The following is a 25,746-nucleotide window of genomic DNA, read 5'->3' on the forward strand; positions in this document are numbered from 1 at the left end:
GCATGGGGGTTTCGGAGCCGGTTCGCGGCCGGAGTCGGACTGCGGCCGAGCCGGCGAGTCGGCGTCCCCAGTCCGCTCAACTCGCGCCCGCCGCGCCGCAGCAGGCCGGCGGCTCGGGCGGACTCGCCGTCTCGTCGTCCGGGTCCTCGGTCGTTTCGGCCGACTCGCCGGTCGCGTCGGCCGCGGTGGGCTCGCCCTCACCGGGCTCCCGAGGGTCGCCGCCGGCGGCGTCCTCGCCGGCCGCCTCCGGCGTATCGGTCGCTTCGGCCTCGTCTCCGCGTTCGTCGCCGCCGTCGACGACCTCGGCGGGGTTGCCGACCACCGTCGCGCCCGGCGGTACGTCGTCGACGACGACGGCCCCCGCGCCCACGGACGCGTCGTCACCGATCGTGATGTCGCCCACGAGCGTCGAGTTGGCGCCCAGCGTCACTCGGTCGCCGACGGTCGGGTGGCGTTTGACCGGTCGCGGGTCGTCGCCGCCGAGCGTCACGCCGTGGTACATCGCCACGTCGTCGCCCACTTCGGCCGTCTCGCCGATGACGACGCCCATGCCGTGGTCGACGAACACCCGCCGGCCGAGGTCGGCGCCGGGGTGGATCTCCACGCCGGTCAGGAATCGGGTGAGTTGGGAGACGAGCCGTGCGGTGAAGTGGTACTCACGGGTCCACAGCCAGTGGGCCAGCCGGTAGGCCCAGACGGCGTGGAGGCCGGCGTACAGCAGCACTTCGGCGCTGCTCTTGGCGGCGGGGTCGGTCTCGCGGGCTGTGCGAACGTCCTCGCGGAGTCTGTCGAACATTGTGGGGGGTCGGTGTCGTGGATCGCTGGGTGTCGCGGTAGTCGGCGGCGTCGGTGCAGACGAGAAAGAGCGGGCGCTCAACAACAGCAGCGCCGAACACTGTTCGGCTGGTCGGAGTCCGTGCGACCGGACGAGCGTTCGCGCCCGTGGTGCATGATTCGAACTCGATTTGCCAGCGGCTTAAATCGTCCGACCCTCTCTAGCAGTCGCTTTGGTCGTCTGTGTAGTGGCGGATCGCTCGGTTTCGGCCCGCTCGCTAGCAGCCATACCAACTGCACTCGACGGTGAGCGTTGAAAGCCCTCGACCCGTTCACTACGAAAAATTGCGACCGGATTCGACGGTGAGCGTTGAAAGCCCTCGACGCGCTCGCTCTGAATCGGCTCTACCGCATTCGACGGTGAGCGTTGAAAGCCCTCGACGCGCTCGCTCTGAATCGGCTCTACCGCACTCGACGGTGAGCGTTGAAAGCCCTCGACGCGCTCGCTCTGAATCGGATCGACCGCACTCGACGGTGAGCGCTGAAAGCCCTCGCCGCGCTCGCGGTCGCTGAGCGGGATATCCGCGCTCTCCGCACGGCCCGCGCGGATAGTTGCCCGCTCAGGCGACTTCCGGGCGCGAGCGCGCCTCGCCCTTTCAGTCCACCAGGACAGCACAGCCCCGCGACAACAACCGCGGACAGCCTCACACCTCCCCAGCCTCTTGCGTTACTCGTCGCAAGCTCCTGCGTTACTCATCCCTCGCGCGACTATTTTCGAGCGGCCCGCCAGGAGGCGGGCACGCTCGACAGCACGCGCCGTTCAGAAATCCACCGAGCAGTCAGCGACGCGGACGAGTTCCTCAGACCATGCCCTTCCCGAGCAGTTCGCGGGCGATGATGTTCTTCTGGATCTCGGTGGTTCCCTCGTAGATCTGGGTGATCTTGGCGTCGCGGTAGAACCGTTCGACGTCGAAGTCGTTGACGTAGCCGGCGCCGCCGTGGATCTGGACGGCCTCGTCGGCCACGTCGACGGCGACCCGGGAGGCGTACTCCTTGGCCATCGAGGCCAGCTGGGTGAGCTGGTCGTCGGCGTGGTCGACGCTCCAGGCGGACTTGTAGGTCAGCTGGCGGGCGGCCTCGGTCTCGGTGTGCATGTCCGCGAGCTTGTGCTGGATGGCCTGGAACTCGCTGATGGGGCGGTCGAACTGCTCGCGCTCCTGGGCGTAGTCGAGCGCGCGCTCGGCGGCGCCCCTGGCGATGCCGACGCCCTGGGCAGCCACGGCGGTCCGGGTCTCGTCGAAGAACTGCATCAGTTGCAGGAAGCCCGCGCCGCGGGTCCCCAGCAGATTCTCCTCTGGGACGCGCACGCCGTCGAACAGCAGTTCTGCGGTGTCGGAGGCTCGAATCCCGAGCTTCCCCGTGATCTTCTCGGCCTCGAACCCGTCCCGATCCGACTCGACGATGATCTGCGAGAAGCCATTATAACGGCCCTCGGCGTCGGGGTCGGTCTCGCAGAGCACGACGAAGAAGTCGCCGACGGAGCCGTTCGTGATCCACATCTTCGAGCCGTCGATGACCCACTCGTCGCCCTCCTTCTCGGCGCTGGTGGAGACCGACGACACGTCCGAGCCCACGTCGGGTTCGCTGATGGCCGAGCCCATGATGGCCTCGCCCTCCGCCACGGGGCGGAGGTACTCCTCTTTCTGCTCCTCGGTGCCGAACTCGACGAGGGCGTCGGCGCCGAACGCGGCCGAGGAGATCGAGAGACCGATCCCCGGGTCGGCGGCGAACAGCTCCTCGACGATCACGATGTTGGTCAGGTAGTCGTAGCCGACGCCGCCGTACTCCAGGGGCACGTTCGCCCCGACCAAGCCCAGCTCGGCGGCCTCCTCGACCAGGTCGTGGGGGAACTTCTCTTCGGTGTCGTACTCGGTGGCGACCGGCCTGATCTCGTTGTCGGCGAAGCGACGGACCTCGTCGCGGACTTGCTGTTGCTCCTCGGAGAGTGCGAAGTCCATGCGTACAATGTCATCGTCTGTCACACATAACGGTTCGTAATCAACGATCAACTCGAAGAGCGTTTACGGACGAGAGAAACCTTGAAACGGGAGCCGAGCCAGGTTGCACACGTCATGAACTTCGAGGATATCGAACAGGTCGCGGTACTCGGTGCGGGGAACATGGGCCACGGGATCGCCGAGGTCGCGGCCCTCGCGGGCTACGACGTGACGATGCGCGACATCAAAGAGGAGTTCGTCGACGACGGCTACGAGAACATCGAGTGGTCGCTCGGCAAACTCGCCGAGAGCGGCCAGATCAGCGACGAGGAGGCCGACGCCGCGCTGGATCGGGTCGAGCCGCTGGTGGACTTCGAGCCCGCCGTCGCCGAGGCGGACGTAGTTATCGAGGCCGTCCCCGAGCGGATGGACATCAAGAAGGACGTGTACGGCGAACTGGAGGAGTACGCGCCCGACGAGGCCATCGTCGCGACGAACACCTCCAGCCTCTCGATCACGGAGCTGTCGGAGGTGACAGAGCGACCGGAGCAGTTCTGCGGGATGCACTTCTTCAACCCGCCCGTCCGGATGGCGCTCGTCGAGGTCATCCGCGGCGAACACACCGCCGACGAGACCCTCGACGCGATCGAGGAACTGGCCGAAGCCTTCGACAAGACGCCCGTCCGGGTCCGCAAGGACTCGCCGGGGTTCATCGTGAACCGGGTGCTCGTCCCGCAGATGAACGAGGCCTGCTGGCTCGTCCACGACGACGTGGCCACCGTCGCGGAGGTCGACTCCACCACCTCCTTCGACATGGGTCTGCCCATGGGCGCGTTCGAACTCGGCGACCAGGTCGGCCACGACGTGACGCTGCACGTCCTCGAATACCTCCACGAGGTGCTCGGCGACGCCTACGAGCCCTGCCCGCTGCTGGAGGAGAAGGTCGACGCGGAGGAACTCGGCAAGAAGACCGGGAAGGGCTTCTACGACTACGAGGACGGCGGCGTCGAGATCCCCGCCGACGAGGGCCGCGACGACGTGGAGGCCCGACTCCTGGCCGTCATGGCCAACGAAGTCGGCAAGCTCGTGGAGAACGACGTGGCGCCGGTCTCGGACATCGACGAGGCGATGATGCTCGGCGCGGGCTTCCCGGAGGGCCCGGGCAAGCGCGCCGACGCATACGGCCCCGACGACCTCGTCGAGACGCTCGAATCGGTCCACGAGGAGACCGGCGCCGCCCGGTACGAGGTGTCCGAGGGGCTCCGCGCGGCCGCCGAGGAGGGCGGCTTCTACGGCGACGACGACGAGGGCGAGACCGTCGAGTACGACCAGATCGTCGTCGAGACCGACGGCGCGGTCGGGCACGTCGAACTCGACCGCCCGGCGCGGATGAACACGATCACGGTGCAGATGATCGACGAGATCGACGCCGCGCTCGACCAGTTCGACGCCGACGAGGAGATCCGCGCCGTGCTCCTCGAAGGCGCCGGCGACCGCGCGTTCTCCGCCGGGTTCGACGCCGCCAGCGCCGCGCCCGGGAGCGGTCTCGAAGCCAGCGAGATGTCCCGGAAGGGCCAGCGCGTCTTCGGCCGTCTGGAGGAGGTCGGGATGCCCGTCGTCGCCGCCATCGACGGCTACTGCCTCGGCGGCGGGATGGAGCTCGCCACCGCCGCGGACATGCGGATCGCCAGCGAGAGCGGCCAGTTCGGCCAGCCCGAGCACAACCTCGGCCTGCTGCCCGGCTGGGGCGGTACCCAGCGCCTGAAACACGTCGTCGGCGAGGGGCGGGCGAAAGAGATCATCTTCACCGCGAAGAACGACTACGACCCGGAGACGATGGCCGACTACGGCTTCGTCAACGAGGTCGTGAGCCCGGACGAGTACGACGACCGCAAGTGGGAACTCGCCCGCGATCTGGCCGGCGGGCCGCCCATCGCCCAGAAGCTCACCAAGCGCGCGATGCTCGCCGGCCGCGACGACACCGACGCCGGCCTGGAGTACGAGGCCTCGGCGTTCGGCCAGCTGTTCACCACCGACGACGTGTGGGAGGGCCTCGCGGCCTTCCAGCAGGACCGCGAGCCGGAGTTCGAAGGGGAGTAGCGATCGGGAAGACCCAGCACCGAAACTATCGGTTTCGGTCGATCCACTCGCAGAACTTGCGGAAGTCACGCGCGCAGGCCTGTTCGGCGATATCCCGGAGCGTTCCGGTACCGATCTCGTCGTGGAGGGGTACGGGGACCGTCCGCGCGTCCGAATCGTGGTCGTCCGGTGGTTCCCAGCGGAGGATCGCGTGGTCACCGTTCGTCCGCACCCACTCGTAGATCCCGCTGTTGACCATCACTTTCACGACCTCACGCCCTGAGAATGGACCGCGCGTCATCGGAGACTCGCACCGCCGGACGGTTTCATTCGAAGATATCGGAGTCGTCGACCGATCTGGATTCGTTGTTCTCTGGGTCGATCCCCATCTCCCGGAGCTCCTCGTCGGTCGGCTCCGATCCCGCTCCGCGGTAGCCTTCGAGTGCCTCGTCGAGATTCTCTAGAGCGGCTTCTTTCGTCCGACCCTGAGACGTGACGCCCGACTCGGTGTCCCTGGCGACCCACCAGTCGCCCTCGTCGGTGAGCGTGATCGTCGGTTCGACGCCTTTGCTCATCGGGAGAGACTACCGTGTCGCGTCAGTAAAACGTTGTGTCGCCGCGATCCCGTGACGGTTCGGCAGGCGGAGCAGGTCACCCCCGCTCCCAGTTCACCAACCAGACCACGGAGGCGGTCATCAGGACGACGATGCCGAGAAAGGACGTGGTCGGTTCGGATACGAAAAACAGCAGGACGCCGATCAGTAGCAGCCCGCCGACGCCGAACACCTCGCTTACGCGGCGAGCCGACGGCGAGAGGCGCGCTCGGTCACGGCCAGACGAGGACGTGGACGAGGACCGCGAATCCGGCGCCGCCGGCCGCGAGGGCCGCGCAGGCGAGCGCCGCGAGGCCGAGACGCGTGGCTCGCTCCGCCGACGCGTCGCTCCCGCCGAATGCCTCGAACCGCGAGCGCCAGCCGGTGACGCCGACACAGAACAGGGCGCTCCCGACCACTGCGGCCGCCGGGGCCGACCAGCCCGGGACCGCGTCCCCGAGAATCGCGAGACCCGCGGCGGCGTAGACGCCCGCGGGTCCGGCGGCGATGAGTAGCGGCCAGGCACTCACGGCCGCGACACCCGCGGCTGGCGGTGACTCGCCCGTGACACCTTCGGCTGGCGGTGAACTGGCTGCCCGGCGTCGCCGCTCGTCCAGTTCGCGAACTCGGACCGGGTGACGACCGCGGCGGGCGCGGCCATCCGCGAGTGGCCGGCGCCGCAGAACTCCACGCAGACCACGCGGAACCGACCGGTGTCGGTCGGCGTGGTCCGCAGGTAGGTGTACTGGCCGGGGAAGGCGTCCCGTTTCAGCCCCAGATCCGGCACCGCGAAGCCGTGGATCACGTCCCGGGAACGGAGCCGGAACACGGCTCGGCGGTCGACCGGGAGCACGAGCCGCTCGCTCGTCCGGTTGGCCGTCGGGTAGCGGAACGTCCAGTCCCACTGCTCGGCGGTGACGTGGACGACGACGGTCCCGGTCCCGCCGCCGCGTCCGGCGACGCCACCGCCTCTCGCCTCCTCACCCGGTTCCGAGAGCGGGCCGCGGACGGCCGCGTCGCCGACGGCGGCGGGGACCATCGCCTGATAGGAGAGGACACCGACCAGCAGGAAGACGACGCCGACACCGAGCGCCCAGGCGAGTTCGGGCCAGCGGCGCTCGTCGAGGGGGTCCGCCGGCGAGTCGCCGGAGAACCGGACGACAGCGTAGACGAGCGCCCCTTCGACGAGGATCGTCGCGGGGAGCCCGACCGCCAGCAGCGTCCGGTGGAGCCCCCGCCTGGTCGCCTCGGTCGTCGAGTCGTAGCTCCCGCCGGTCGCGGCGACGGCGAGCGCGACGGCCGAGGCGGCCGCCAGGCCGACGGTCGCGACGGCGATCCGGCGGGCGGAGCGCTCGCGGCGGGTCGACTCGCTCATCCGCCGTGGATGCCGCGAGACACGGCCCTCACAGCTCCGAGCGCCACTCGTCGAGCATCTCGGAGTAGTGGTTGCGGATCGTGACCGCGGACACGTCGGCCGCCTCGCCGACCTCGGCCTGGGTCAGGTCGACCCCCTCGACGAGGCCCGCGGCGTAGACGGCGGCGGCGGCCAGCCCGCTCGGGTGTTTCCCGACGTGGTACTCCGACTCTTTGGCCGTCTCCAGCAGGGCGCGCGCCCGGCGGCGGACCGCCTGGTCGGCGTCAAGATCCGAGACGAGCCCGGCGACGTGGTCGGTCGGGTCGGGCGGCCCGACCTCCAGAGAGAGCTCGCGGACCAGCTCGCGGTAGGCCCGGACGAACGACTGGCTGTCGACACGGCTCCGCTCGTCGATATCGTCGATGGTCGTCGGGAGCTCCAGCGACCGGGTGGCCGCGTAGAGGGCGGCCGTCGCCGTCGCCTCCAGCGAGCGGCCGCGCTGGACGCCCGCCTCGTGGGCGCGGCGGAAGAGGACGCTCGCGGTCTCGCGCACGGGCTCCGAGCGGTCGAGCGCCGAGGCCATGCGGTCGACCTCCGAGAGGCCGAACTGCAGCGAGCGCTCGCGGCCGTCCTTCGCCAGACAGCGGCTGTTCCAGGTCCGCAGGCGGCGGACCTGGCTGCGCTTGCGGTCCGAGAGAGTGTTGCCGAGGGCGTCCCGGTCGGCCTCGCCGATGACCGTCGCGAGGCCCCTGTCGTGGTATCGAGGCGTCGTGGCGGCGCCGACGCTCCGGCCGCCCTCGTCGCTGTCGCCGCGGGTCCGGTCGTCCACGAGGACGGTCTCGGAGGCGACGAGCCCGCAGTCGCGACAGACCACCTCGCCGCGGCGGTCGTCGGTCAGGACCGGGCCGTCGCACTCCTCGCAGCTCCGGCCGCGCCGCTGATCGGTTTCGGTCGTTCGAGTCGATTCGACGGTGTCGGTACTCGTTGCAGTGTGGGTCGTCATGGGTGTGGGTGGCCACCCGGGCCCCCGATCTCCCCGCGCCCACCGGTTTCGGCGTCGATACCTCGCGGTCGGCTCCGTGTCTGCTCCGCGCCGCTCTCGTCCCCCGGCTCGCTTCCGTCCCCCGAGCGCCGCTTCCGTCCTCGGATGTCGCTTCCGCCCCCCGAGCGTCGCTCAGGGACCGAACTCCTCCCGGTGTTCCATGTAGAGGATGGCGACGAACAGGGCGAACGGGACCAGCCCGACGATCGTCAGCGAGATCGCGACGACGAGCAGCTGCGGGACGGCGACGTACGTCAGGAAGTAGCTCAGCACGGCGATCCCGGTCGCGATGAACGCGACGACGCTGACGATCACCAGCCCGAAGCTCAACTTCCGCATGCGCCAGGTGAGGTTCTCCGACCGGCGCAGCATCTGGATCAGCACGGCGATCGGCGGGATCGTCAGCGCGACGAGCTGCAGGACCGACAGCGCCACGTCCTGGCTCACGAGTCGACCCCCCGTTCGAGGACGGCGCCGCCCTCGCCGACGGCCACGTCGAACGCCCCCAGCGCGACGGCCCCGAGGCCGTCTTCGGTCGGCACGGGGGCCCACCCCCAGCCCTCGCGACCGGGCCGGCGGTCGAACGCGCTCCCGTCGGTGCCGACCGCGACGGTGCGACCGTCCCTGTCGTCGATCCCGGCGAGCGCCCCGACGCCCGCCTGCACGGGCGTCCAGTTGTCGCAGACGGCGTCGTAGCGGTAGATCAGCCCCCCGTCGCCGGCGACGAGCACTCGGTCGCCCGACGCCGCCACGTCGTGGAAGTCGACCTGCGCGCCGTCGATACCGATCTCGCGCCACGCGCCGTCGTCGTCGGGCTCCTCAGCCGGCGGGTCCGAGCGGAGTTCGGCGCCGCCGTCGGTGGCGGCCGCGCCGCTGGCGGCGTCGTCGCAGTCGGCCGACGCCCGGACCGGTCGGGCGAACACGTTCCCGCTCGTGTCGACGGCGTAGACGCGGCCGCCGCCGGCGTCGAGCGCGGTGATGCTCGACCCGCGACCCGGTTCGACGACCGGGCCGAAGCGGGGGCAGCCGTCGGCGTCGACGGTCGCGGCGAGCACCTCGCCGGAGCCGTTGGCGGCGAACAGCCGCTCGCGGCCGCGCTCGCCGGTGACGGCGACGGCCTCCCAGGTGCTCGTCTTCTCGCCGGGGGCGGTGAAGTCGTGTTTGCGGCCGGTCTCGGTGTCGTAGCGACCGAGCGCGCCGCTGGAACCGGCGAACCAGAGCCGTCGCCCGTCCGCCGTCACGTCGACCGCGGTGAGGTGGTTACGGGCCGTCGCCGGTCCCGCTGGGACGACGATCTCCCAGGTGCCGTCGTCGGTCCGGCCGAGCACGACCCCGTCGGAACCGACGGCGTACGGGCCGACGGCCGTCTGGGTCACGTCGCGCAGGGCGGCGTCGACGGGTGTCTCCGCAACTGTCCAGTCGCTGTGTGTGTCTGATGTCATGATAGGTGAGTGTGGTCGGACGCGTCGGTGCCGGGTCGACACGCCGTGGTCGCTACGGTCGTCTTCGCCGACGGCGTCACGTCGGGGCGACGACGGCGGCGAAGACGACCGTCAGCAGCCAGCCGACGCCGCCGACGAACAGCGCCGGCGGCCAGTCGCTCCCCCCGAGGTGCCGAAGGACGTACGCCCAGGCGATGGGGGAGACGAACCGTCCGACGACGGGGACCCAGCCGACCAGCAGGTCGGCGAGGCCGCCGACGAAGACGGCGGTGAGTGCGACGGTGACGGCGACGGCGAACGACGGCCGGCGGTCGAACCGGTCCGTCCCGAGCGCGGCGTGAACGAGCGGCGCGACGAGGACGACCGCGGCGACGAGCGCGACGACGACGCCCGTCAGCGCCTCGACGAGCGCACCGAGGATCATCGCTGGTCCCCCCCGGCGAGGCAGATGGGGACGGCCCCGTCGCGGGCGAGGTGGTTCGTCGCCCACTGGAGGTACGACCGCAGGCCGGCCTCGGCCTCGTCGGTCAGGTGGTAGCTGTCGGTGCGGCCGTCGATCGGGTGTTTCCGGAGGTACCCCTCCTCGTGGAGGTGGCCGAGCCCCCGGTAGAGTGTCCCGTGGCTGGCATCGCGGACGTAGTCCGCGTCGAGGACGGACTTGATGTCGCTCCCGCTCGGGTCGGTCTCGGCGAGCCCGGCGATGACGAACAGCAGGTCGCGCTGGAACCCCGACAGCAGCACGAACGTCCGGAGGCTGTCGGGGTCCGGTTGTCCGCGGCAGTCGGGGTGTCCGCGACACCCCGGACGTCCGCGGCAGGGCGGGTGTCCGTCACGGTCCGGGTGGTCTGAAGTCGGCGCGTCCGGTCGAACGCAGTTTTCGTCGGACATGACTGTCAGCGGGCGAACCCGCTAACGTCGCGCCCGGGCGTTGCACCCGGAGCCGGCGTGGGTACCGAACGCGATCAGCGGTCCCCACCCGCCCACCGCTCCCACACGCGGCCGGCGCCCTCGCTCGCTCGGCGCCGTATCTCCGCGGTCGCGTCCGCACCCCGCCGTACCGACTTCGCGACGTTGCACACCCACACTACCTGGCCGACCCCCATGACGTACGCGCCGAGCGTCGCCACCGCCTGCAGCGGCGCGAGCGCCGGCGGATACGTCGCCGTCCGGCGCGCCAGCGCGAAGGTCCCGAGCGCGAGCATCGCCAGGAAGGCGACGGCCGCCCCGCCCGCGGTCAGCCAGAAGTGCGCCCGCGCCAGCCGCCGGTCGTACAGCCGCCCCGTCAGGATCGGGAACCAGTGGTAGCTCGCCGCGAACAGCGCGAACACGACCGTCCCGACGAGGACGAGGTGGAAGTGACCGACCACGTAGTAGGTGCCGTGGAAGAGCCGGTCGACCGGCACGGCGGCCAGGAACACCCCGGTCACACCGCCGAGGACGAAGTTCGCCACGGCCGCGAGCGTGAACAGCATCGGCGGCGCGAGGACGAGGTCGCCGCCCCACAGCGTCGCCAGCCAGTCGAACACCTTGATCGCGCTCGGGGCCGCGATGGCCAGCGAGACGGCCATGAACGTCGCCGCCAGCCGCGGGTCGATGCCGGTCGTGAACATGTGGTGGGCCCAGACGCCGAAGGAGAGGACGCCGATGGCCAGCGTCGAGTAGACGACCCCCTCGAACCCGACGAGCGGGCGGCCGGCGTACCGCGGCAGAAGGTGCGATATCAGCCCCAGCGCCGGCAGGCCGAGCACGTACACCTCTGGGTGGCCGAAGAACCAGAAGAGGTGCTGCCAGCGGACCGGGCCGCCGGTCGAGACGGCGAAGAAGGCCGTCCCCAGGTTGCGGTCAAGCAGCAACATCACGAGCGCGCTGCCGAGGACGGGGAAGGCGAACAGCACCAGTCCCGAGGCGGTCAGCACCGACCAGGTGAACGCGTCGACCTCGTGCCAGCCGACCGTCCGCGATTCGAGGACGGTCACGAGCAAGGTGATCGCGGCCAGCACGGTGCTGACGCCCGCGAGGTGCAGACCGACGAGCAGCAGGTCGAGGCCGGTCCCGGCGGCCGACCGCGACAGCGGGACGTACAGCGTCCAGCCGACCGCCGGCGGTTCGAGCCCGGGTATCCCGAGGAGGGCGCCCGCGGCGCCGGCGCGGGCGAGCAGGAGCGCGGGCGGCAACAGCCAGAACGCCGTCGCCGAGAGCCGCGGGAAGGCCACGTCGTCGGCGCCGACCAGCGGGGGGACGACGACTGTGGCGATACCGAACGCGGCCGGCGTCGCGGCGAAGAACAGCATCGTCAGCCCGTGGGTCGTGAAGAAGGCGTCGTAGGTCGCCGCCGACCAGACGCCGCGGCCGGGCGTCAGCAGCTCCGTCCGCAGCGCCATCGCGTCGGCGGCGCCCCAGAGCCCGGCGACGAGCGCCAGCGCGAGGTAGCGCCGGCCCACGTCGGCGTGGTCGACCGAGGTGAGCCAGCGGCGGCCGGTCTCTGCGGCTGCACGGCCGGTCTTTGCGACCGAACGGGCGATATCGGCGAGGGCGCGCGAGGGCACTATCGCTCCGTCGCGGTCCGCCGGGCGAACCGGCGGAGCTCCCAGACGCCGACGACGCCGACAGTGGTCGCGGCGCCGAACGCGACCGTCGGGTCGAGGCTGTAGAGCACGCCGCCGACCAGCGGCGCGGGCGCCACCGCGAGCGCGCGGGCGGTCCGGTAGTCGTCGGGATCGGCCGCCGAGCGGTCGACCGCTTCGGCGACCGCGTCGTCGCGAGCGCCGGCGGCCGCGGCGCGCAGGCCGAACAGCCCGAACAGCGCCGCGACGGCGGCCGTGACCGGCGGGAGGCCGACGAACAGCAGCGGGAAGGCCGCAGCCAGCGTCGCGCCGCCGACGAGCGCGGCCGTCGCCCGGCGGTGGCTCTCGGCGCGCCGCCCGACCGCGTCGCCAGCGGCGGCGAGCGCGAGTTCGCCGACGACCAGCGCGCCGAAGGTCCCGCTCGGACCGAGCCGCAGGCCCAGCAGCGTCGTCCGGAGGCCGAGGACGCTCGTCACGACGAGGACGACGAACACCGAGACGAGGCCGACGGCGACGCCGACGAGCGTCTCGCCGACCAGCAGCGACCGGGCGGTGGTCGGTGCGGACCGAATCGCGCGGAACAGGGGCCGGACGCTCGGTCGCGTTGCGGCCTCACTCGGCGCGGGGAGCGTCTCCGGCTCGACGGCGGCGTCGCGGTCGTCGTGGACTGCCGCGGCGGGGTCGTCGTCGACGGCTCGCAGCGCGGCGACGGCGAGCCCGAGGACCGCACCGAGCGCGAGCAGCGCCCCGAGGGCCGCGCCGAGCGTCCCGGCGATCCCGAGCAAGGCGACGGTCACCGCGACGCCGGCGGCGCCGGCCGCGGCGCCCCGCCAGTCACCCGCCCGCGGCGCGACGCCGAACGGGTCGGTCGTCGGCGCGACGCTCGTCCCGTCGGCGGTCGCCGCGGTCGCGCCCAGCGGGACGACGCCGAGGACGACCCAGACCCAGCCCGGCACGCCGGTCGCCGCGGCGAGCCCGGGCGCGAGCAGCCACGCGACCAGGCCGGCGACCGCGGCGAGTATCGGCGTGACGGAGTCGCCGTCGGACCCGAAGTCGAACCCGCTCGCGACCGCGACGGTCGCCATCGCGACCGTCCCGAAGAGTCCGACGACGAGCGGCGAGCCGCCGAGGACGCCCAGGTACTCCGGCGCGTAGCGGCTGGCGGCGTAGACGAGACCGTCGAACCCGAGCGCGCCGGCGGCGACGACGCGGGGGTCGCCCTCGGCGAGGGCGGTCTTCACCCGCGTCGCGGTCTCGTCGAGGTCCGACCGGACGCGCGCGACCGTCTCGTCGATGTCGGCGTCGTCGACCGTCCCGGCGATCCGGTCGGCGACTGCTTCTGGGTCTGTGCTGTCGGAAGCGGCCGGTCCGGCCGGCGGGTCCGTCCGGTCCGGGCCGGTCGGGTCCGGTTCGTCCGTCTGGCCGTCTCGGTCTGGTCGGTCTGTCATGGCTATGTGTCGTCGGATCAGTCGGTGTCCGCGTCGGCGGTATCGGGCGTCTCGGGCGCGTCGACCGCGGCGGCGACCCGGTGGGCCGTCGCGGCCAGGAGTCGGTCGACGGCGGTGGCGGCGCTAGCGGCGGTGCCGACGGCGGCGAGGCCGCGGTCGCGCCAGCGGTCGCCTCCCGGGTCGGGGCCGTCGGCGTCCGACGCGGCGCCGCGGTCCGCTCGGCTCGCCGCGGCGTCGAGACCGGTGCCGACGAGCGCGGCGAGGAGGGCCGCGAGGAGCGCGACTCCGCCGCCGGCCACGCGCAGCGCGCCTCGGCTGCGGTCGTCGGCGGCCCGGATCGCGGCGGCCGTCCGCGCGCGGACGGCGTCGAGGCCGTAGGTGGCCGTCACCTGAGCGAGGGCGACCGGCGTCGCGACGGCGTTCAGCGCGAGCGTGTAGCCGTCGGGGACGGTGGCGCCGACCTCACCGGCGGGCGGTATCAGGCCGAGGCCGCCGGCGACGTAGTGGACGACGACGCCGGCGACGACGGCGGCGACGGCGAGCGCGGCGGTGAGCGCCGCGGCCATCCGCGTGCCGTAGTACTCCCGGTAGAGGCGGACGAGCGGCGGGATGAGCAGGTCGGCGTAGATAAACGAGAGGACGGCGCCGTAGGGGACGCCGTTGGTCCAGAGCACGAGCGCGAACGGGACGTTCCCGACCGAGCACATGAACGTGGCCGCGCCGATGGCCACGGCGACGACCGTCGCCGCGGTGACGGCGGCCAGTCCCGAACCCTCGGGGACGACCGCCGCCCACCAGGCGTCGGGGACGAACCCGCCGACGAGGCCGGCGACGACGAAGCCCAGCGCCACGTCGCGCCAGACCATCTCCCAGTCTTTCATCGTCGCGCGGGCGGCGCTCGCCCAGCCCGCCCGCGAGAGCACGCGGTCCTGGAGTCGGGTGTCGTCGGCGTCGTCCGACCGCGCCTCGTAGACGCGGCGGCAGCCGCCGCAGCAGGCGAACTCGACGCCGGCCCCGGTTTCGATCCGGACGGCGTCGGGGTCGGTCGGGTCGACGGTCGCCGAGCAGGTCGGGCAGGCGGCGCCGTCGGTCGTCCGGACGTGCTCGCGGGCGTCCTCGACCCACGCCTCGGGGATTACGCGGCGGAACAGCAGGGCGAGGACGAGGACGGCGACGACGCCGCCGAGGTACTCGCCGACGACGAACTGCCAGCCGAGCAGCACCCAGAGGACGAAGCCGAGCTCGACCACGAGGTCGGTGCTGGCGAACATGAACGCGCCGAGCGTGGCGACGCCGGAGCCGCCCTTCTTGAACAGCGTCTTCGTCGTGCCGACCGCGGAGTACGAACACGACGAGGAGGCCGCGCCGAGGGCGGCGCCGAGGCCGACCTCGCGCCAGCCGTCGCCGCCGAGGGCGCGGGTCATCCGGTCCTCGCTGACGAACGCCTCGACGGCGCCCGAGAGCGTGAACCCGAGGACCAGCGCCCACCAGGTGTCCCAGGTCATCTCCGCGACCAGCGCGACGGCTCTGAGTGTTGAGTCGGTGAGCGACATGTGAAAGGGGGCGGTCGGTCCGGGTCGGTCAGTCGTCCGATTCGTTCGGTCAGTGCGCGCGCCGATCAGTCCTCGTGGGGCACGTCGAAGCCGAGCCCGGCGATGCAGTCGCGGACCGTCGGGCAGACGTCCTCGGGGCACTCGACGGAGACGGTCCCGGCGTCGGCGTCGGCGTCGACCGACTCGACGCCGGCGACGCAGGTGACGGCCGAGGTGACCGTCCGTTCGCAGTTCGCGCAGGTCATTCCGTCGACGGCGATGGTGTGTTCGGGCATCGCACCCCGGGTAGCGCCCCCTCGACTGATAAGGGGCGACACGCTCCCGGGGACGGGACCGTCTCCGAAGCCCGTGCGGAGGAGCCCGTCGCGACGGCCGCCGGTCAGCCGAACCGTTCGAGGACGGTGCCGTTGTCGCCGACGGCCACGTCGGCGTAGGAGTCGGTGCCGAGCGCGCAGCCGTTGAGCGCCTTCGAGGTCGGCGTGTCGGCCTCCTGCCAGGAGTGGTCGGCGAGTTCGTAGACGGCGCCGTCGACGCCGGTCGTCAGCGCGTCGTCGCCGCGGCGGTCGACCGCGTGGAGCGCCGCCTCCGCGACCGGCGTGCGGAACCAGCCGTAGCCGTCGTAGTCGAAGGCGGCGCCGTCGGCGGTGACGACGGTGATCAGGTCGGGCTCCATCGCGGACACGTCACGGATCGCCGTCTCGACGCCGCGCAGGCCCATCGTCGTCCAGCCGGCTTCGTCGCGCTCGGTCGGGTCGACCGGGCCGGTGTGGCCGTAGACGCCGCCGGCGGCGTCGGTGACGACCGTCGTTCGGCCGACGGCGTCGACGGCCGTGCCGGGTTCGCCGCCGGTCGGCTTCGTGAGTTCGCCCCAGCGGACGGTGCCCTGGCGGGCTCGCCCGGGGAGCAACTCGCCGGAGCCGTTGAGCAGGGCGACCCGCTCGGAGCCGGCGCGGCCGGCGACGGCCACGTCCGTCCAGGTGCTGGTGTGTCCCACGGGCCCGGACACGTCGGTGAGCGTCCCCGAGACGGGGTCGTATGCGCCCGCTGCGCCGCTCTCGCCGGCCAGCCAGATCCGGCGGGCGTCGTCGGTCACGGCGACGCCGTGCAGGCCGTTTCCCTGGCCCGCGGGGCCGTTCTCGACGACGGTCTGCCAGGCGTCGCCCTGGCGGGCGACGACGACGCCGCCCTCGCCGACGGCGTGGGGGCCGGCGGTCGTCAGCGTCACGTCGCGGAGCGCGCCGCCGACGGGCGCGCCCACGTCGAGCCAGCCGTGCGGGACGGTGCGGTTGCCACAGCCCGCGAGGCCGACGGTCGCCGTCGCGGTCGCCGCTGCGGCGAGGAACCGTCGCCGGGTGGGTCGGATGTCGTCGCGTCGATCGGGGGCAGGTCGGTCGTCGTCGTGTCGGTCGGGGGCCATCTCAGGGGAGCAACCCCGGGAGCAGGAGGACGGCCAGTCCGCCGACGCCGGCGGCGACGCCGACCGCCGTCGCCATCTCGTCCTCCCAGGGCGGCATCCGTTCGGCCGTGACGACGAGCGTCAGGCCGAGCATGACGACGGGGTTCATCGAGCCGGCGACGACCATCAGCGCGAACAGCGGCCAGGTGGCGCGGACGCACTCGACCCCGTGGTCGATCCCCTTCCGGGCGCCCTGTTCGAGCGAGAGCGCGTCGCCGTCGAACGAGACCGAACCGCAACACTCCCGCAGCGCCGAGCGCTTGTGGTCGGTCCGCTGGTACCAGGCGACGAACAGGCCGAGCCCGCCGACCAGCAGCGGGCCGTGGGCGGCCGTCAGCCCGCTAATACCCACGAGGGCGTCGACGAGCAGCGGGACGAGTCCGGCGGCTGTCCAGACCGAGCTGTAGGCGAGCAACAGCGCGGCGACGCCCGCGCCGGCGCCCCAGCCGTCGGTCTCGGACTCGCGGGTGTACCGGCGGACCAGCGGGAGCATGGCCGGGTACATCATGGCGGACATCATCGTCCCCCAGGCGAGCAGGTACGCGAGGGCGCCGGCGAGGCCGTTCGAGGTGCCCATCGCCTCGAAGACGCCCGGTGCGGTCGCCGGCCCCGGCATCGACGGCATCGGGAGCCAGCCGCCGAGGAGGACCGTCCAGAGCGCCAGCGTGACGAGGGTCACGCCGACCGGCGCCGGCGGCAACTCGTCGGGGACTACCGCGTCGGTGAGTCGGTCTCGGTACTGTCGGAGTCGTGCGTGCGTGGACATGGATGAACTGGTCGGCGGGGCGGTCGCGGCCCCGCCGTCGCGGTGTGGCCGCGTCGTCGCGGCCCGTCGCTGTCGGTCGGCTTGCGGTGCGGCCGTGCGCCGGAGGGGTCCGGCGGCGGCCTGTCGAGCGGGGAGACGGCGGTTCGGCGCTCGACGGCGGTCGGGACGCCGGGCTCGGGGTGAGGCGTGGGTCCTGTCATGGGTCTGGTGGTCGGCGGTCGCTGGGCGGCGGGCACCGGTCAGTTCCGACCGAACGGGTCGCTGCCGTCCCGGTGGGTCGCGTAGTCGGGCGTCTCCCGGTAGGGGGTGAACGTGCCCGGCGCGGCGGTCCGCTTGGCGATGGTGGCGACCCGGAGGAGGAAGGAGAGCAGCACCGCGAACGGGACGAAGACGGCGGCGAACGCGAGGCTGAGCAGGCCGTCGAGCAGGATCGGGTGCCCGCCGAGCGGCTGGCCGTTGGCGAAGGCCATGATGACCATCGTCGCGACGAGGAACGCGCCGACGCCGGTGTAGCCGATGAACCGCGAGAGATACGACAGCTCCTGGGTGAGATACAGCGCCTTGAAGTACTGGCGCAGCACGTCGAGCGCGACGAACGACTCCTCCAGCTCGGCCAGTCCCTCGCGGGCGGCCCCGGGCAGCTCGTCGGCGTAGCGCTCGCGGATGCGGCGCGCGTCGTTGACGTTCCGGGAGTAGCTGTCGCCCATCATCGGCGGCAGGATCTCGATGAGCGGCTGGTGGCTGCCGTCGAGGTGAGCCCGCACGTCGGCGACCTGCGCGCGGACGACGCCGACGTAGGCGTCGACGGCCGCCCGCGGTCGCCCCTCCAACGAGTCGACGGCGTCGGCGAGCGCGTCGGCCTGGCCGGCGACCACCTCGACGGCGACGCCGAGGAAGGGCGCGGGCTCGGTCGGGCTCACGGACACCTCGGGGTGGTCGCGCTCGAACTCGCGGCGGAACGCGGCCACGTCGTCGACCTGCTCGCGGACCTGCTCGGGCGAGCCGAACAGCCGCGCGACGGTGAGCTGGTTGACGGCGACGACTATCGGGACGAACGAGAACAGCCCCGAGATGACCGCCCCGAAGGCCGTCGCCACGAACGACCCCTCGGCGACGCCGACGACCCCGGCGAGGCTCAGCAGGAAGGTCCCGAGGCCGACGGCGCCGACCATCAGCGCGGCGATCCGCCAGCGGTCGCCCGACAGCAGGAGCCACCGCCGGAATCGTGCCCTGCGCTCCGGGTCGGCGACGAGCTTCGCGGCGACGATGCCGCCGGCGACCGCGAGCCTGGTCGCGAACCACAGCAACCGGACCGACAGCGCCGCGGCGCGGACGACGGGATGGGTCCCGTCCGTCGATTCGGTGGAGCGTTCGGCGTCGGAGTCGGGCCGGGTATCGGTGACCGGGCGCTCGTCGTCGGCTGGCCGTCCGTCGTCGGTGGATCGTCCGTCGTCGGCCGGGCGCTCGGCTTCGTCGGCCGTCACCCTACCACCGCCAGGACCGGCAGTTCGGCGCCGGAGACGTGAGCCAGGATCGTGGCCGAGACGGCGATGGCGCTGGCGAGCAGGAGGACTCTCGTCAGCATCACCCGGCGCGCCCGGCGCAGTTCCTCCAGGCTCTCGGGGTGGTAGCCGAGGTACCAGAGGCTGATCACGGCGGCGAGGGTGACGGCGAAGAGGTTCATCGAGACGACGGCCAGCGAGCCGACGATGATGCCGGTGGCCCACCAGGCGACGGCGACGCCGGCGATCCCGATCGGCGGCATGATGGCCGCGGCGATCATGACGCCGACGAGGTCGATGGTCCCACCGGTCGAGAGGCTCAGCGCGCCTGCGAAACCGGCTCCCAGGGCGACGACCAGCAGGAGGAGGTTCGGCGCGGTGTGGCTGCTGAGTCTGAGCAGCGCGCTTATCTCGAAGCCGGGGGAGACCAGGGAGCTGAACCGGACCATCGTCGCGAAGACGGTCGCGCTGGCGAGGCCGGCGCCGGTCCCGACGGCCTGGTACTTGAGGCTCTTGGCGAACAGCCGGTCGTCGTTGACGACGGTGCCGACCGCCGTGGCGACGATGGGGCCGATCAGCGGCGCGATGACCATCGACCCGATGAGCACGCCGACGGAGTTGAGCAGGACGCCCGCCGTCGCGACGAGCGAGCTGATCACCGTCAGCAGGACGTAGATGCTCAGGTCGGGGAGCAGGTCCGCGGTCTTGCCCTGTAGTTCGGTCCGGGAGATGCCCTGGTAGCCCAGCCCCTTGACCTCGTGGTAGGGCTCGGTCGCGCCGTCGAACCGGTCGGAGATGATCACCTCCGGGTCGACGATGATGGTGTAGAGGCTGTCGTCGATGCCCATCGCCTCGAAGCGGTCCTGGACGTGCTCGACGGTCTGAGCGGGGAGCGGGAAGCGGATCACCGCCGTCCCGTCGCCGTCGGTCCTGTCCGTGACCACGTAGTCGAGGTCGAACTTCCGGAGGACCCCGACGACCTCCTGAAAGGTGTCGGGGTCCATCACGAGCACCTCGACGGCCCGCATGTCGTCGTCGACCACGAACGCCCGTTCGAGGTCGTCCTGTGCGCCGATCGGGAGCGACCCGCCCAGGCCGGAGTCGTCGGTTCCGGCGGGCGGATCGCCCGAGTCGTTCTGCTCTGTCATGTGAAATGGATCGTCCCCGCGACCGCCGTCCCGGCCGCTGCGAAGCGGACCGCACGGCCGGACGGGCGACCCGGGCCAGCCCGTGAACTCGCCGCTATCGCCCGACCCGAGGCCGTCGTCGGTCGCGGGACTCAGAACTGCAAGAGAGCGTCCGTCTCCGGCGGGTCGGCGTCGAACGCCGCCGCGTACAGCGACGCGACCGTCTCGCGGATCGCGGCCAGCGCGTCGCCGCCGGAGCCGTCGCAGTCGACCCCGCAGGTGGCGACGACGCCGCCGGGGGTTCGGCGGTACCGGAGCCGACCGGCGCAGTGGGGACACCGGAGCGTCGCGTGGTCGTTCATCCACTCGACGTCGTACTCCGCCGACGCGAGCCGGTGTTTGAGCGCGAACCAGACGTGAACGTCCCACTCCTGGCGCCCGCTGGCGGCGGACTTCAGCCGCCTGAGCGCCACGGAGCCGCGGCGGTACAGCTCGTCGTCCGCGTCGCCGTGTCGCTGGTGGCACCGCTCGAAGTAGGTGAGCAGCGCCGTCCGGGCCGACCGAACGGCGCCGTTGGTCAACTCACCTGCGGTCCCCGCGGCGGCGGACCGGTCGGTCGTCGTCACCGCTCGCTTGCCCCTGCCGAGTTCGTCGTAGTGCCTGTCGCGCGAGAGCGGCGCCCCGCTCTCCGGACAGAAGGGATCAGTGCCGATCATGGTTCAGTAGGTCCTGGTCGGGCCGGGGGTCATCCGCGCCCGCACCGCCGTCGCGTCGCCCGGGCCGGCGTCGCCCCATCTTGTTTATCGATGATTATAAGTAGCCGAGATGCTACCGAAGTTTGGACTTTTCACTAACATAATCGAATCCCGGGAAGCGACTCCAGAAGCGGGGAATTAAGCGCCGCTATGGCACGTATTCGGCCGGTATACGTAACCATAACTGAGAAATCAAATCTCGATAACTGAAACGGCGGGTCGACGGGGGAAGCCTCAGTCGTCTTCGGCGGCGTCGAGGGCCTGCTGGGCGACCCGTTCGCTGGCCTGTTCGACGAACTCCTCGGGGAGGTCCTCGATCTCCCCGGCCTGGACCCGCCAGAGGTTCGCGTAGAGGCCGTCGCCCTCCAGCAGGTCCTCGTGGGTGCCCCGCTCGACGATCTCGCCCTCGTCGATGACGAGGATGGTGTCGGCGTCGCGGACCGTCGAGAGCCGGTGGGCGATGATGAACGTCGTCCGGTCGGCGGCGAGTTCGTCGATGGAGCGCTGGATGAGCATCTCCGTCTCCGTGTCGACCGCCGAGGTCGCCTCGTCGAAGATCATGATCGCCGGGTGCTGGAGGATCGTCCGCGCGACGGCGACGCGCTGGCGCTGGCCGCCCGAGAGCTTCACGCCGCGCTCGCCGATGTCGGTGTCGTAGCCCTCGGGGAGCTTCCCGATGAACTCGTGGGCCTCGGCGCGCTTGCAGGCCGCGACGACCTCCTCGCGGGTGGCGTCGAACTGGCCGTACTTGACGTTCTCGGCGATGGTCCCGTCGAACAGGAAGTTGTCCTGGCCGACGTAGCCCATCGACCCCCGGAGCGAGGCGAGCGTCACGTCGCGCACGTCGTGGCCGTCGACGCGGACCTCCCCCTCGTTCACGTCGTACAGGCGGAGCAGGAGCTTGACGATGGTCGTCTTCCCCGCGCCCGTCGGGCCGACGAGCCCGACGGTCTCGCCCGGTTCCACGTCGATGTCCACGTCGTTCAGGACCGTCTCGTCGCCGTCGTAGCTGAAGGTCACGTCGTCGTACTCGACGTGTCCCTCGACGCCCTCCAGGTCGACGGCGTCGGGTTTGTCCTTGATGGTGACGGGCAGGCTCATCAGCCCGAGGATGCGCTTGGTCGAGGCCTTGGCGTCCTCGTAGCGCTCGACGATGTTACCCATCTGGGCGAGCGGGTTGACCAGCCGCTGGGTCAACAGGAGGAACGTGACGAGCACGCCGGCGGTGAGGTCGCCCGAGAACGGCCCGGGCGGCCCCTGGATGAGCCAGACCCCGCCGACGACGAACGTCGCGATAAAGGAGAGGGAAGTGAGCACGCGCAATCCGGGCCGGTAGACGAAGCCCAGCCGGAGCGCGAGCCAGTCGAGTTTGAAGTAGCGGTAGGAGTGTTCCTCGACGCGCTCGTCCTCGTACTCCTCGGTGTTCGACGACTTGATGACCTGGATGCCGCCGAGGTTGTTCTCCAGACGGCTGTTGAGGTCGCCGACCGACTCGCGGATGTCGGCGTAGCGCTCCTCGGCCAGTTTCATGTACCACCAGGTGAACACCGCCGACAGCGGCGCGACGACCATCGTGACCGCGGCGAGTTGCGGGTTCAGCGCGACGAGGAACGCCGCGGTCCCGAGCATGAGGACGATCAGCTGGATCAGCTCGCCCATCATCGAGTCGAGGAACTGCTCCAGGCGGTTCACGTCGTTCGAGAGGATGGAGATGAGCTCGCCGGTCTGGACCTCGTTGAAGAAGTCCATGTCCAGCCGTTGCATCTGCTGGTAGGTGGCCGTGCGAGCCTCGTGTTTCACGCGGTGGGAGAAGAGGTTGAGCGAGGAGGCCCTGACGAAGATGAGCAGCGCCTGGCCGATCATCGAGACGGCCATCCCGCCGACGACGAACCAGAACTGCCCCATCTCCGTGGTCGGCAGCCACGCCTGGGGGACGAACGGGAGCGTGAACGACGCGCTCTCGTGGAACAGCGCGTCGATGGCGACGCCCAGCAGCACCGGCGGCACCAGCGAGAAAAAGCGCGACCCGATGCTCGCCAGCACCCCGAGGACGAACCAGCGCCGGTGGCCGTGCCCGAACTCCAGGAACAGCTGCAAGAGCGGGTGGTCTATCTCCTCGCGGTGCCGCTCGATGTACTCCGAATCTATCGCTTGGTCTGTGCTCACGGGTTTGACTGTCGCGCCTGTTAGCTATCCCCGTGCAAAAAGGGGCCGGTCCGCCACAGACTCGCCGCTTGTTCCACCAGTGGCCGATGGGCGGTCCCCGCTCACCGCCCGTTCGCGTCAGTCCCAGAAGCTCCGGGTGCGTGCGTACTCGCGCTCGCGGCGGAGGATATCCCGGTAAAACTCGTCCTCGTCCTCCCGCAATTTGTTGATGATCCGGGCGGCGTTGCGCGGACCCACGCCGCGGGCGGCCAGCGCGATCACGGCCTGCTTCCCGTGGGCCTGCACCAGACTGGCCGACTTGTAGGCCCGCTCGGTCATCTTCTCCTGTTCGTCGTCCTTGTCCGTCGCCTTGACGGCCGAGACGACCTCGTCGGCCCACGGGTTCAGCGCGGCGATGCGGGTCGAGCCACAGTCGGGACACTCCGGCTGCTCCCGGATGCGCTTGACCGGCTTCTTGCGCTCCCAGTCCTGGCAGTGCAGACAGAAGAGGATCATCCGGTCGTTCTGAATCCGCTCCTTGACCGTCTGGATGACGCTCGCGTCGGCGTGGTCCGGCGAGAGCAGCTCCTGGCCGGCGCTGCGCCCGCCGAGGCCGATCGGGGTCCGGTCGCCGAGCAGTTCGACCGAGAGGTCGCCCGACTGGACGCGTTCGAGCACGTCGGCCGCCCCGTCGACGTCGAGTTCCTCGTGGAGGATCTCGCGGACGGCCTCGTCGTAGACCGGGGTGTCCTCCAGCGCGTCCATCAGCCTGTCGCGGCCGAAGCGATTCGAACTCCCGCGGCCGCGCCAGCGTTTCAGCGCGCCGAACTTCGTCGCGACCTGGGCGACCTTGAACTTCAGCGAGTCGGCGTTCTTCAGCGAGAGTTCGACGAGGTCGGCGACGTGGTCGGGGTCGGTGTCCTCCAGCACGTCCAGCGCGTCGGTCGCCGAGGCGGTGCGCGGCACCTCCAGCTCGATCCGGTAGGGGTCGATCTCCATCCCGACCGAGGAGCCGGTGGCCTGCCCGAGCAGCGCCGAGAGCAGTCGCCCGAGCGTCTCGTTTATCTTGTGCCCGAAGGCCGCGTTGACGACGAGTTCGCGCCCGCGGAACTCGATCAGTATCGTGTCGTCGGTCGGGACCGGGTGGTCGGGGTCGTGGTCGGCGAGCTGTTCGAGGCCCACCGCTATCGTGTCGGCGTCGCCGTCGTAGCGACCGGTGAACTCCCGCGCCACGGAGTCGACCGACGCGCCTTCCCGGAGCTGTCGCCCGGCGATCCCGCGCATCTCGCCGACCTCCTGGGCGACGGCGTAGGGGACGGGGATCTCCTGGCCGGTCCACGACGGCACCTCGCCGCCGGGGTCCTCGACGGGCGAGACGGTCACCACTTCTTCGTCCTCGTCGATCTCGGTGATACGCCACATCTCGCCGCGCTGGATGAAGATCTCTCCGGGCGTCGCGAAGTTGACGACGAACCGCTCGTCGAGCGTGCCCACGTCGCGGCCGCTGGCCACGTCCTCGACGCTGTAGGTCGCCTCGTCGGGGATCATCGAGAGGTTGTGATAGAAGTACTGCCAGGTGCCCCGACGCTTCTGGATCTCGTCTACGTCCTCCTCCAGCCAGACGACCTTGTTGCCCGCGAGTTCGCGGACGACGGACTTGAACTCCCGCTCGTCGAGGTCCCGGAACGGGTACGCCCGGGTGAGGATCTCGTAGGCCCGCATCGCCCGGATCTCCCCGAAATCCATGACCAGACCGGCGATCTGGTTCGCGACGGTGTCGAGACTGCCGTCGTGGATGTCGGCGGACTCGACCTCGCCCGAGCGGGCCTTGCGGGCGATCGCGAGCGCTTCGAGCGTGTCGTCGGGGTGGGTCGTCACGACGGTGCCCCGCGAGACCTGGTCGCGGCGGTGGCCCGCGCGGCCGACGCGCTGGAGCAGCCGCGTCACCTGTCGCGGGCTGTTGTACTGGATGACGTGGTCGACGTGGCCCACGTCGATGCCCAGCTCCATCGAGGAGGTGCAGAGCAGCCCGTCCAGTTCGCCGGCCTTGAAGTCGTCCTCGACTTCGATCCGGGACTCTTTCGCCAGCGAGCCGTGGTGGACGCCGACGTTCGCGTCGAGCTCCTTGAACCGCGAGCCCAGCGCCTCCGCCAGCTGTCGGGTGTTGACGAAGATCAGCGACGACTCGTACTCCTCGACCAGCTCGGTGATGTACCGGACGTGACTGGCGAACTCCGGTTCGGTCATCAGCTCCCCAGCCAGCCGCTCGTCCTCGTCGGTGACCGCGGGCGAGCGGACCCGCACGTCGAGGCGGCTACCCACGTCGATCTCGACGACCGTCGAGCCACGACCGCCGGTGAGGAACCGGCCGACTTCTTGGGGGTCACCCACCGTCGCCGAGAGCCCGATCCGCTGGAAGTCGTCGGCGAGTTCGACCAGCCGTTCGAGCCCGACGGTCATCTGCGCGCCGCGCTTGGAGACGGCGAGTTCGTGGACCTCGTCGACGACGACGTGGTCCACGTCGGCCAGCGCGGTCCGGAGTTTCGACCCCGTGAGCATCGCCTGCAGTGTCTCGGGCGTCGTGACGAGCACGTCCGGCGGGTCGTTCGCCTGCTTCTGGCGCTGGTAGTCCGTGGTGTCGCCGTGGCGGACCTGCACGTCGAGGTCGAGGCGGTCGCCCCACCACTCCAGGCGCTCGCGCATGTCGCGGTTGAGCGCCCGGAGCGGCGTGATATAGAGGGCGCCGATGCCGAAGCGCGGCTCGTCCGCGCTCGCCAGCGCGTCGAAGACGGGCAGCATCGCCGTCTCGGTCTTGCCGGTCCCGGTGGGTGCGACGACGAGGACGTTCTCGCCGTCGACCAGCGGCGGGATCGCCTCGCGCTGTGGCTCGGTAGGCGTGGTGAACCCGCGCTCGGACAGGGCGGCCCGGACCTCCGATCCCAGCGCGGTGAACGCGCCCGGGTCGCCAGGGCCGGTGTCATCCGGGGCGTCCCCGTCGGCGTCGCGGTCAGCCGACTCGCCCGGGGCGCTGGCGTCACCGGTCGCTCCGGCGTCTGTCATCTGCCCCGCCTACGGGTTTGACCCGATTAAGCGCCCCGATCGCGACCCGACGCGGCCGACGACCGGGGCCGGGGCGCCGCGGGCGGCCG

General features: G+C 71.3%; 23 protein-coding genes and 1 pseudogene. 1 reads left to right on the plus strand and 23 read right to left on the minus strand.

The genetic code is table 11. The annotated features are described in order from the left end of the window. Positions 1 to 292: 292 nt before the first annotated feature. Positions 293 to 796 (minus strand): annotated as a pseudogene (gene cysE / locus HZS54_RS21300) (serine O-acetyltransferase); the annotation flags it as partial. An 838-nt stretch (positions 797 to 1,634) separates the two neighbouring features. Next, the gene (locus tag HZS54_RS21305; RefSeq protein WP_179919117.1) at positions 1,635 to 2,792 is read right to left on the minus strand and encodes an acyl-CoA dehydrogenase family protein; all 1,158 of its coding nucleotides are present in this window, start codon (positions 2,790 to 2,792) and stop codon (positions 1,635 to 1,637) included. Between the two features lie 114 nt (positions 2,793 to 2,906). Between HZS54_RS21305 and HZS54_RS21310 the strand changes: the two genes are divergently transcribed. Further along, entirely contained in the window at positions 2,907 to 4,871 is a 1,965-nt protein-coding gene (locus HZS54_RS21310) for a 3-hydroxyacyl-CoA dehydrogenase/enoyl-CoA hydratase family protein (RefSeq protein ID WP_179919118.1), read from the plus strand. A 25-nt stretch (positions 4,872 to 4,896) separates the two neighbouring features. Here HZS54_RS21310 and HZS54_RS21315 read toward each other — a convergent pair whose 3' ends face one another. The 21 genes from HZS54_RS21315 to HZS54_RS21410 all read right to left on the minus strand — a co-directional run bounded on the left by HZS54_RS21315 (position 4,897) and on the right by HZS54_RS21410 (position 25,657). Beyond that, on the minus strand, positions 4,897 to 5,151 hold the full coding sequence (locus HZS54_RS21315; protein ID WP_179919119.1) for a type II toxin-antitoxin system HicA family toxin: 255 nt from the start codon (positions 5,149 to 5,151) through the stop codon (positions 4,897 to 4,899). 25 nt (positions 5,152 to 5,176) lie between these two features. Further along, positions 5,177 to 5,425 (minus strand): type II toxin-antitoxin system HicB family antitoxin, encoded by a 249-nt coding sequence (locus tag HZS54_RS21320; protein ID WP_179919120.1) that lies wholly within the window; start codon positions 5,423 to 5,425, stop codon positions 5,177 to 5,179. Positions 5,426 to 5,501: 76 nt separating this feature from the next. Further along, entirely contained in the window at positions 5,502 to 5,636 is a 135-nt protein-coding gene (locus HZS54_RS26525; RefSeq protein ID WP_281377723.1) for a hypothetical protein, read from the minus strand. A gap of 40 nt (positions 5,637 to 5,676) precedes the next feature. Continuing rightward, entirely contained in the window at positions 5,677 to 5,973 is a 297-nt protein-coding gene (locus HZS54_RS21325) for a hypothetical protein (RefSeq protein WP_179919121.1), read from the minus strand. Continuing rightward, positions 5,970 to 6,818: a cytochrome c oxidase subunit II gene (locus tag HZS54_RS21330; protein ID WP_179919122.1), complete on the minus strand. Its 849-nt coding sequence runs from the start codon at positions 6,816 to 6,818 to the stop codon at positions 5,970 to 5,972. The genes HZS54_RS21325 and HZS54_RS21330 overlap by 4 nt, the downstream gene beginning before the upstream one ends. Before the next feature lie 28 nt (positions 6,819 to 6,846). Beyond that, a complete protein-coding gene (locus tag HZS54_RS21335) occupies positions 6,847 to 7,800 on the minus strand; it encodes a transcription initiation factor IIB (protein WP_179919123.1) in 954 nt (317 codons plus the stop codon). A gap of 171 nt (positions 7,801 to 7,971) precedes the next feature. Further along, positions 7,972 to 8,286: a hypothetical protein gene (locus HZS54_RS21340; protein WP_179919124.1), complete on the minus strand. Its 315-nt coding sequence runs from the start codon at positions 8,284 to 8,286 to the stop codon at positions 7,972 to 7,974. Next, positions 8,283 to 9,281: a hypothetical protein gene (locus HZS54_RS21345; RefSeq protein WP_179919125.1), complete on the minus strand. Its 999-nt coding sequence runs from the start codon at positions 9,279 to 9,281 to the stop codon at positions 8,283 to 8,285. Before HZS54_RS21345 ends, HZS54_RS21340 begins: the two co-directional genes overlap by 4 nt. Before the next feature lie 76 nt (positions 9,282 to 9,357). Next, positions 9,358 to 9,705, minus strand: a complete 348-nt coding sequence (locus HZS54_RS21350; RefSeq protein WP_179919126.1) for a hypothetical protein — start codon at positions 9,703 to 9,705, stop codon at positions 9,358 to 9,360. Then, on the minus strand, positions 9,702 to 10,022 hold the full coding sequence (locus HZS54_RS21355) for a helix-turn-helix transcriptional regulator (protein ID WP_179919127.1): 321 nt from the start codon (positions 10,020 to 10,022) through the stop codon (positions 9,702 to 9,704). Before HZS54_RS21355 ends, HZS54_RS21350 begins: the two co-directional genes overlap by 4 nt. Before the next feature lie 221 nt (positions 10,023 to 10,243). Further along, positions 10,244 to 11,827, minus strand: a complete 1,584-nt coding sequence (locus tag HZS54_RS21360) for a cytochrome c oxidase subunit I (protein WP_246391710.1) — start codon at positions 11,825 to 11,827, stop codon at positions 10,244 to 10,246. Beyond that, positions 11,827 to 13,293: a transporter gene (locus HZS54_RS21365; protein ID WP_179919128.1), complete on the minus strand. Its 1,467-nt coding sequence runs from the start codon at positions 13,291 to 13,293 to the stop codon at positions 11,827 to 11,829. The genes HZS54_RS21360 and HZS54_RS21365 overlap by 1 nt, the downstream gene beginning before the upstream one ends. A gap of 17 nt (positions 13,294 to 13,310) precedes the next feature. Then, positions 13,311 to 14,846, minus strand: a complete 1,536-nt coding sequence (locus HZS54_RS21370; protein WP_179919129.1) for a permease — start codon at positions 14,844 to 14,846, stop codon at positions 13,311 to 13,313. A gap of 65 nt (positions 14,847 to 14,911) precedes the next feature. Continuing rightward, positions 14,912 to 15,121, minus strand: coding sequence for a heavy-metal-associated domain-containing protein (locus HZS54_RS21375; protein WP_179919130.1), 210 nt, complete (start codon positions 15,119 to 15,121; stop codon positions 14,912 to 14,914). Between the two features lie 104 nt (positions 15,122 to 15,225). Beyond that, on the minus strand, positions 15,226 to 16,263 hold the full coding sequence (locus tag HZS54_RS21380) for a twin-arginine translocation signal domain-containing protein (RefSeq protein ID WP_246391711.1): 1,038 nt from the start codon (positions 16,261 to 16,263) through the stop codon (positions 15,226 to 15,228). A 1-nt stretch (position 16,264) separates the two neighbouring features. After that, on the minus strand, positions 16,265 to 17,068 hold the full coding sequence (locus HZS54_RS21385) for a DUF2182 domain-containing protein (RefSeq protein ID WP_179919131.1): 804 nt from the start codon (positions 17,066 to 17,068) through the stop codon (positions 16,265 to 16,267). A gap of 239 nt (positions 17,069 to 17,307) precedes the next feature. Further along, complete coding sequence (locus tag HZS54_RS21390; RefSeq protein ID WP_179919132.1) at positions 17,308 to 18,552, minus strand: DUF7972 family membrane protein; 1,245 nt, start codon at positions 18,550 to 18,552, stop codon at positions 17,308 to 17,310. Beyond that, on the minus strand, positions 18,549 to 19,718 hold the full coding sequence (locus HZS54_RS21395) for a TIGR00341 family protein (protein ID WP_246391712.1): 1,170 nt from the start codon (positions 19,716 to 19,718) through the stop codon (positions 18,549 to 18,551). The genes HZS54_RS21390 and HZS54_RS21395 overlap by 4 nt, the downstream gene beginning before the upstream one ends. Positions 19,719 to 19,849: 131 nt before the next feature. Further along, the gene (locus HZS54_RS21400; protein ID WP_179919133.1) at positions 19,850 to 20,413 is read right to left on the minus strand and encodes a hypothetical protein; all 564 of its coding nucleotides are present in this window, start codon (positions 20,411 to 20,413) and stop codon (positions 19,850 to 19,852) included. A gap of 273 nt (positions 20,414 to 20,686) precedes the next feature. Beyond that, positions 20,687 to 22,618, minus strand: coding sequence for an ABC transporter ATP-binding protein (locus HZS54_RS21405; RefSeq protein ID WP_179919134.1), 1,932 nt, complete (start codon positions 22,616 to 22,618; stop codon positions 20,687 to 20,689). Between the two features lie 117 nt (positions 22,619 to 22,735). Further along, positions 22,736 to 25,657, minus strand: a complete 2,922-nt coding sequence (locus HZS54_RS21410) for a DEAD/DEAH box helicase (protein ID WP_246391713.1) — start codon at positions 25,655 to 25,657, stop codon at positions 22,736 to 22,738. Between the last annotated feature and the right edge of the window lie 89 nt (positions 25,658 to 25,746).

This window comes from Halosimplex pelagicum (assembly GCF_013415905.1).
Lineage (GTDB): Archaea > Halobacteriota > Halobacteria > Halobacteriales > Haloarculaceae > Halosimplex > Halosimplex pelagicum.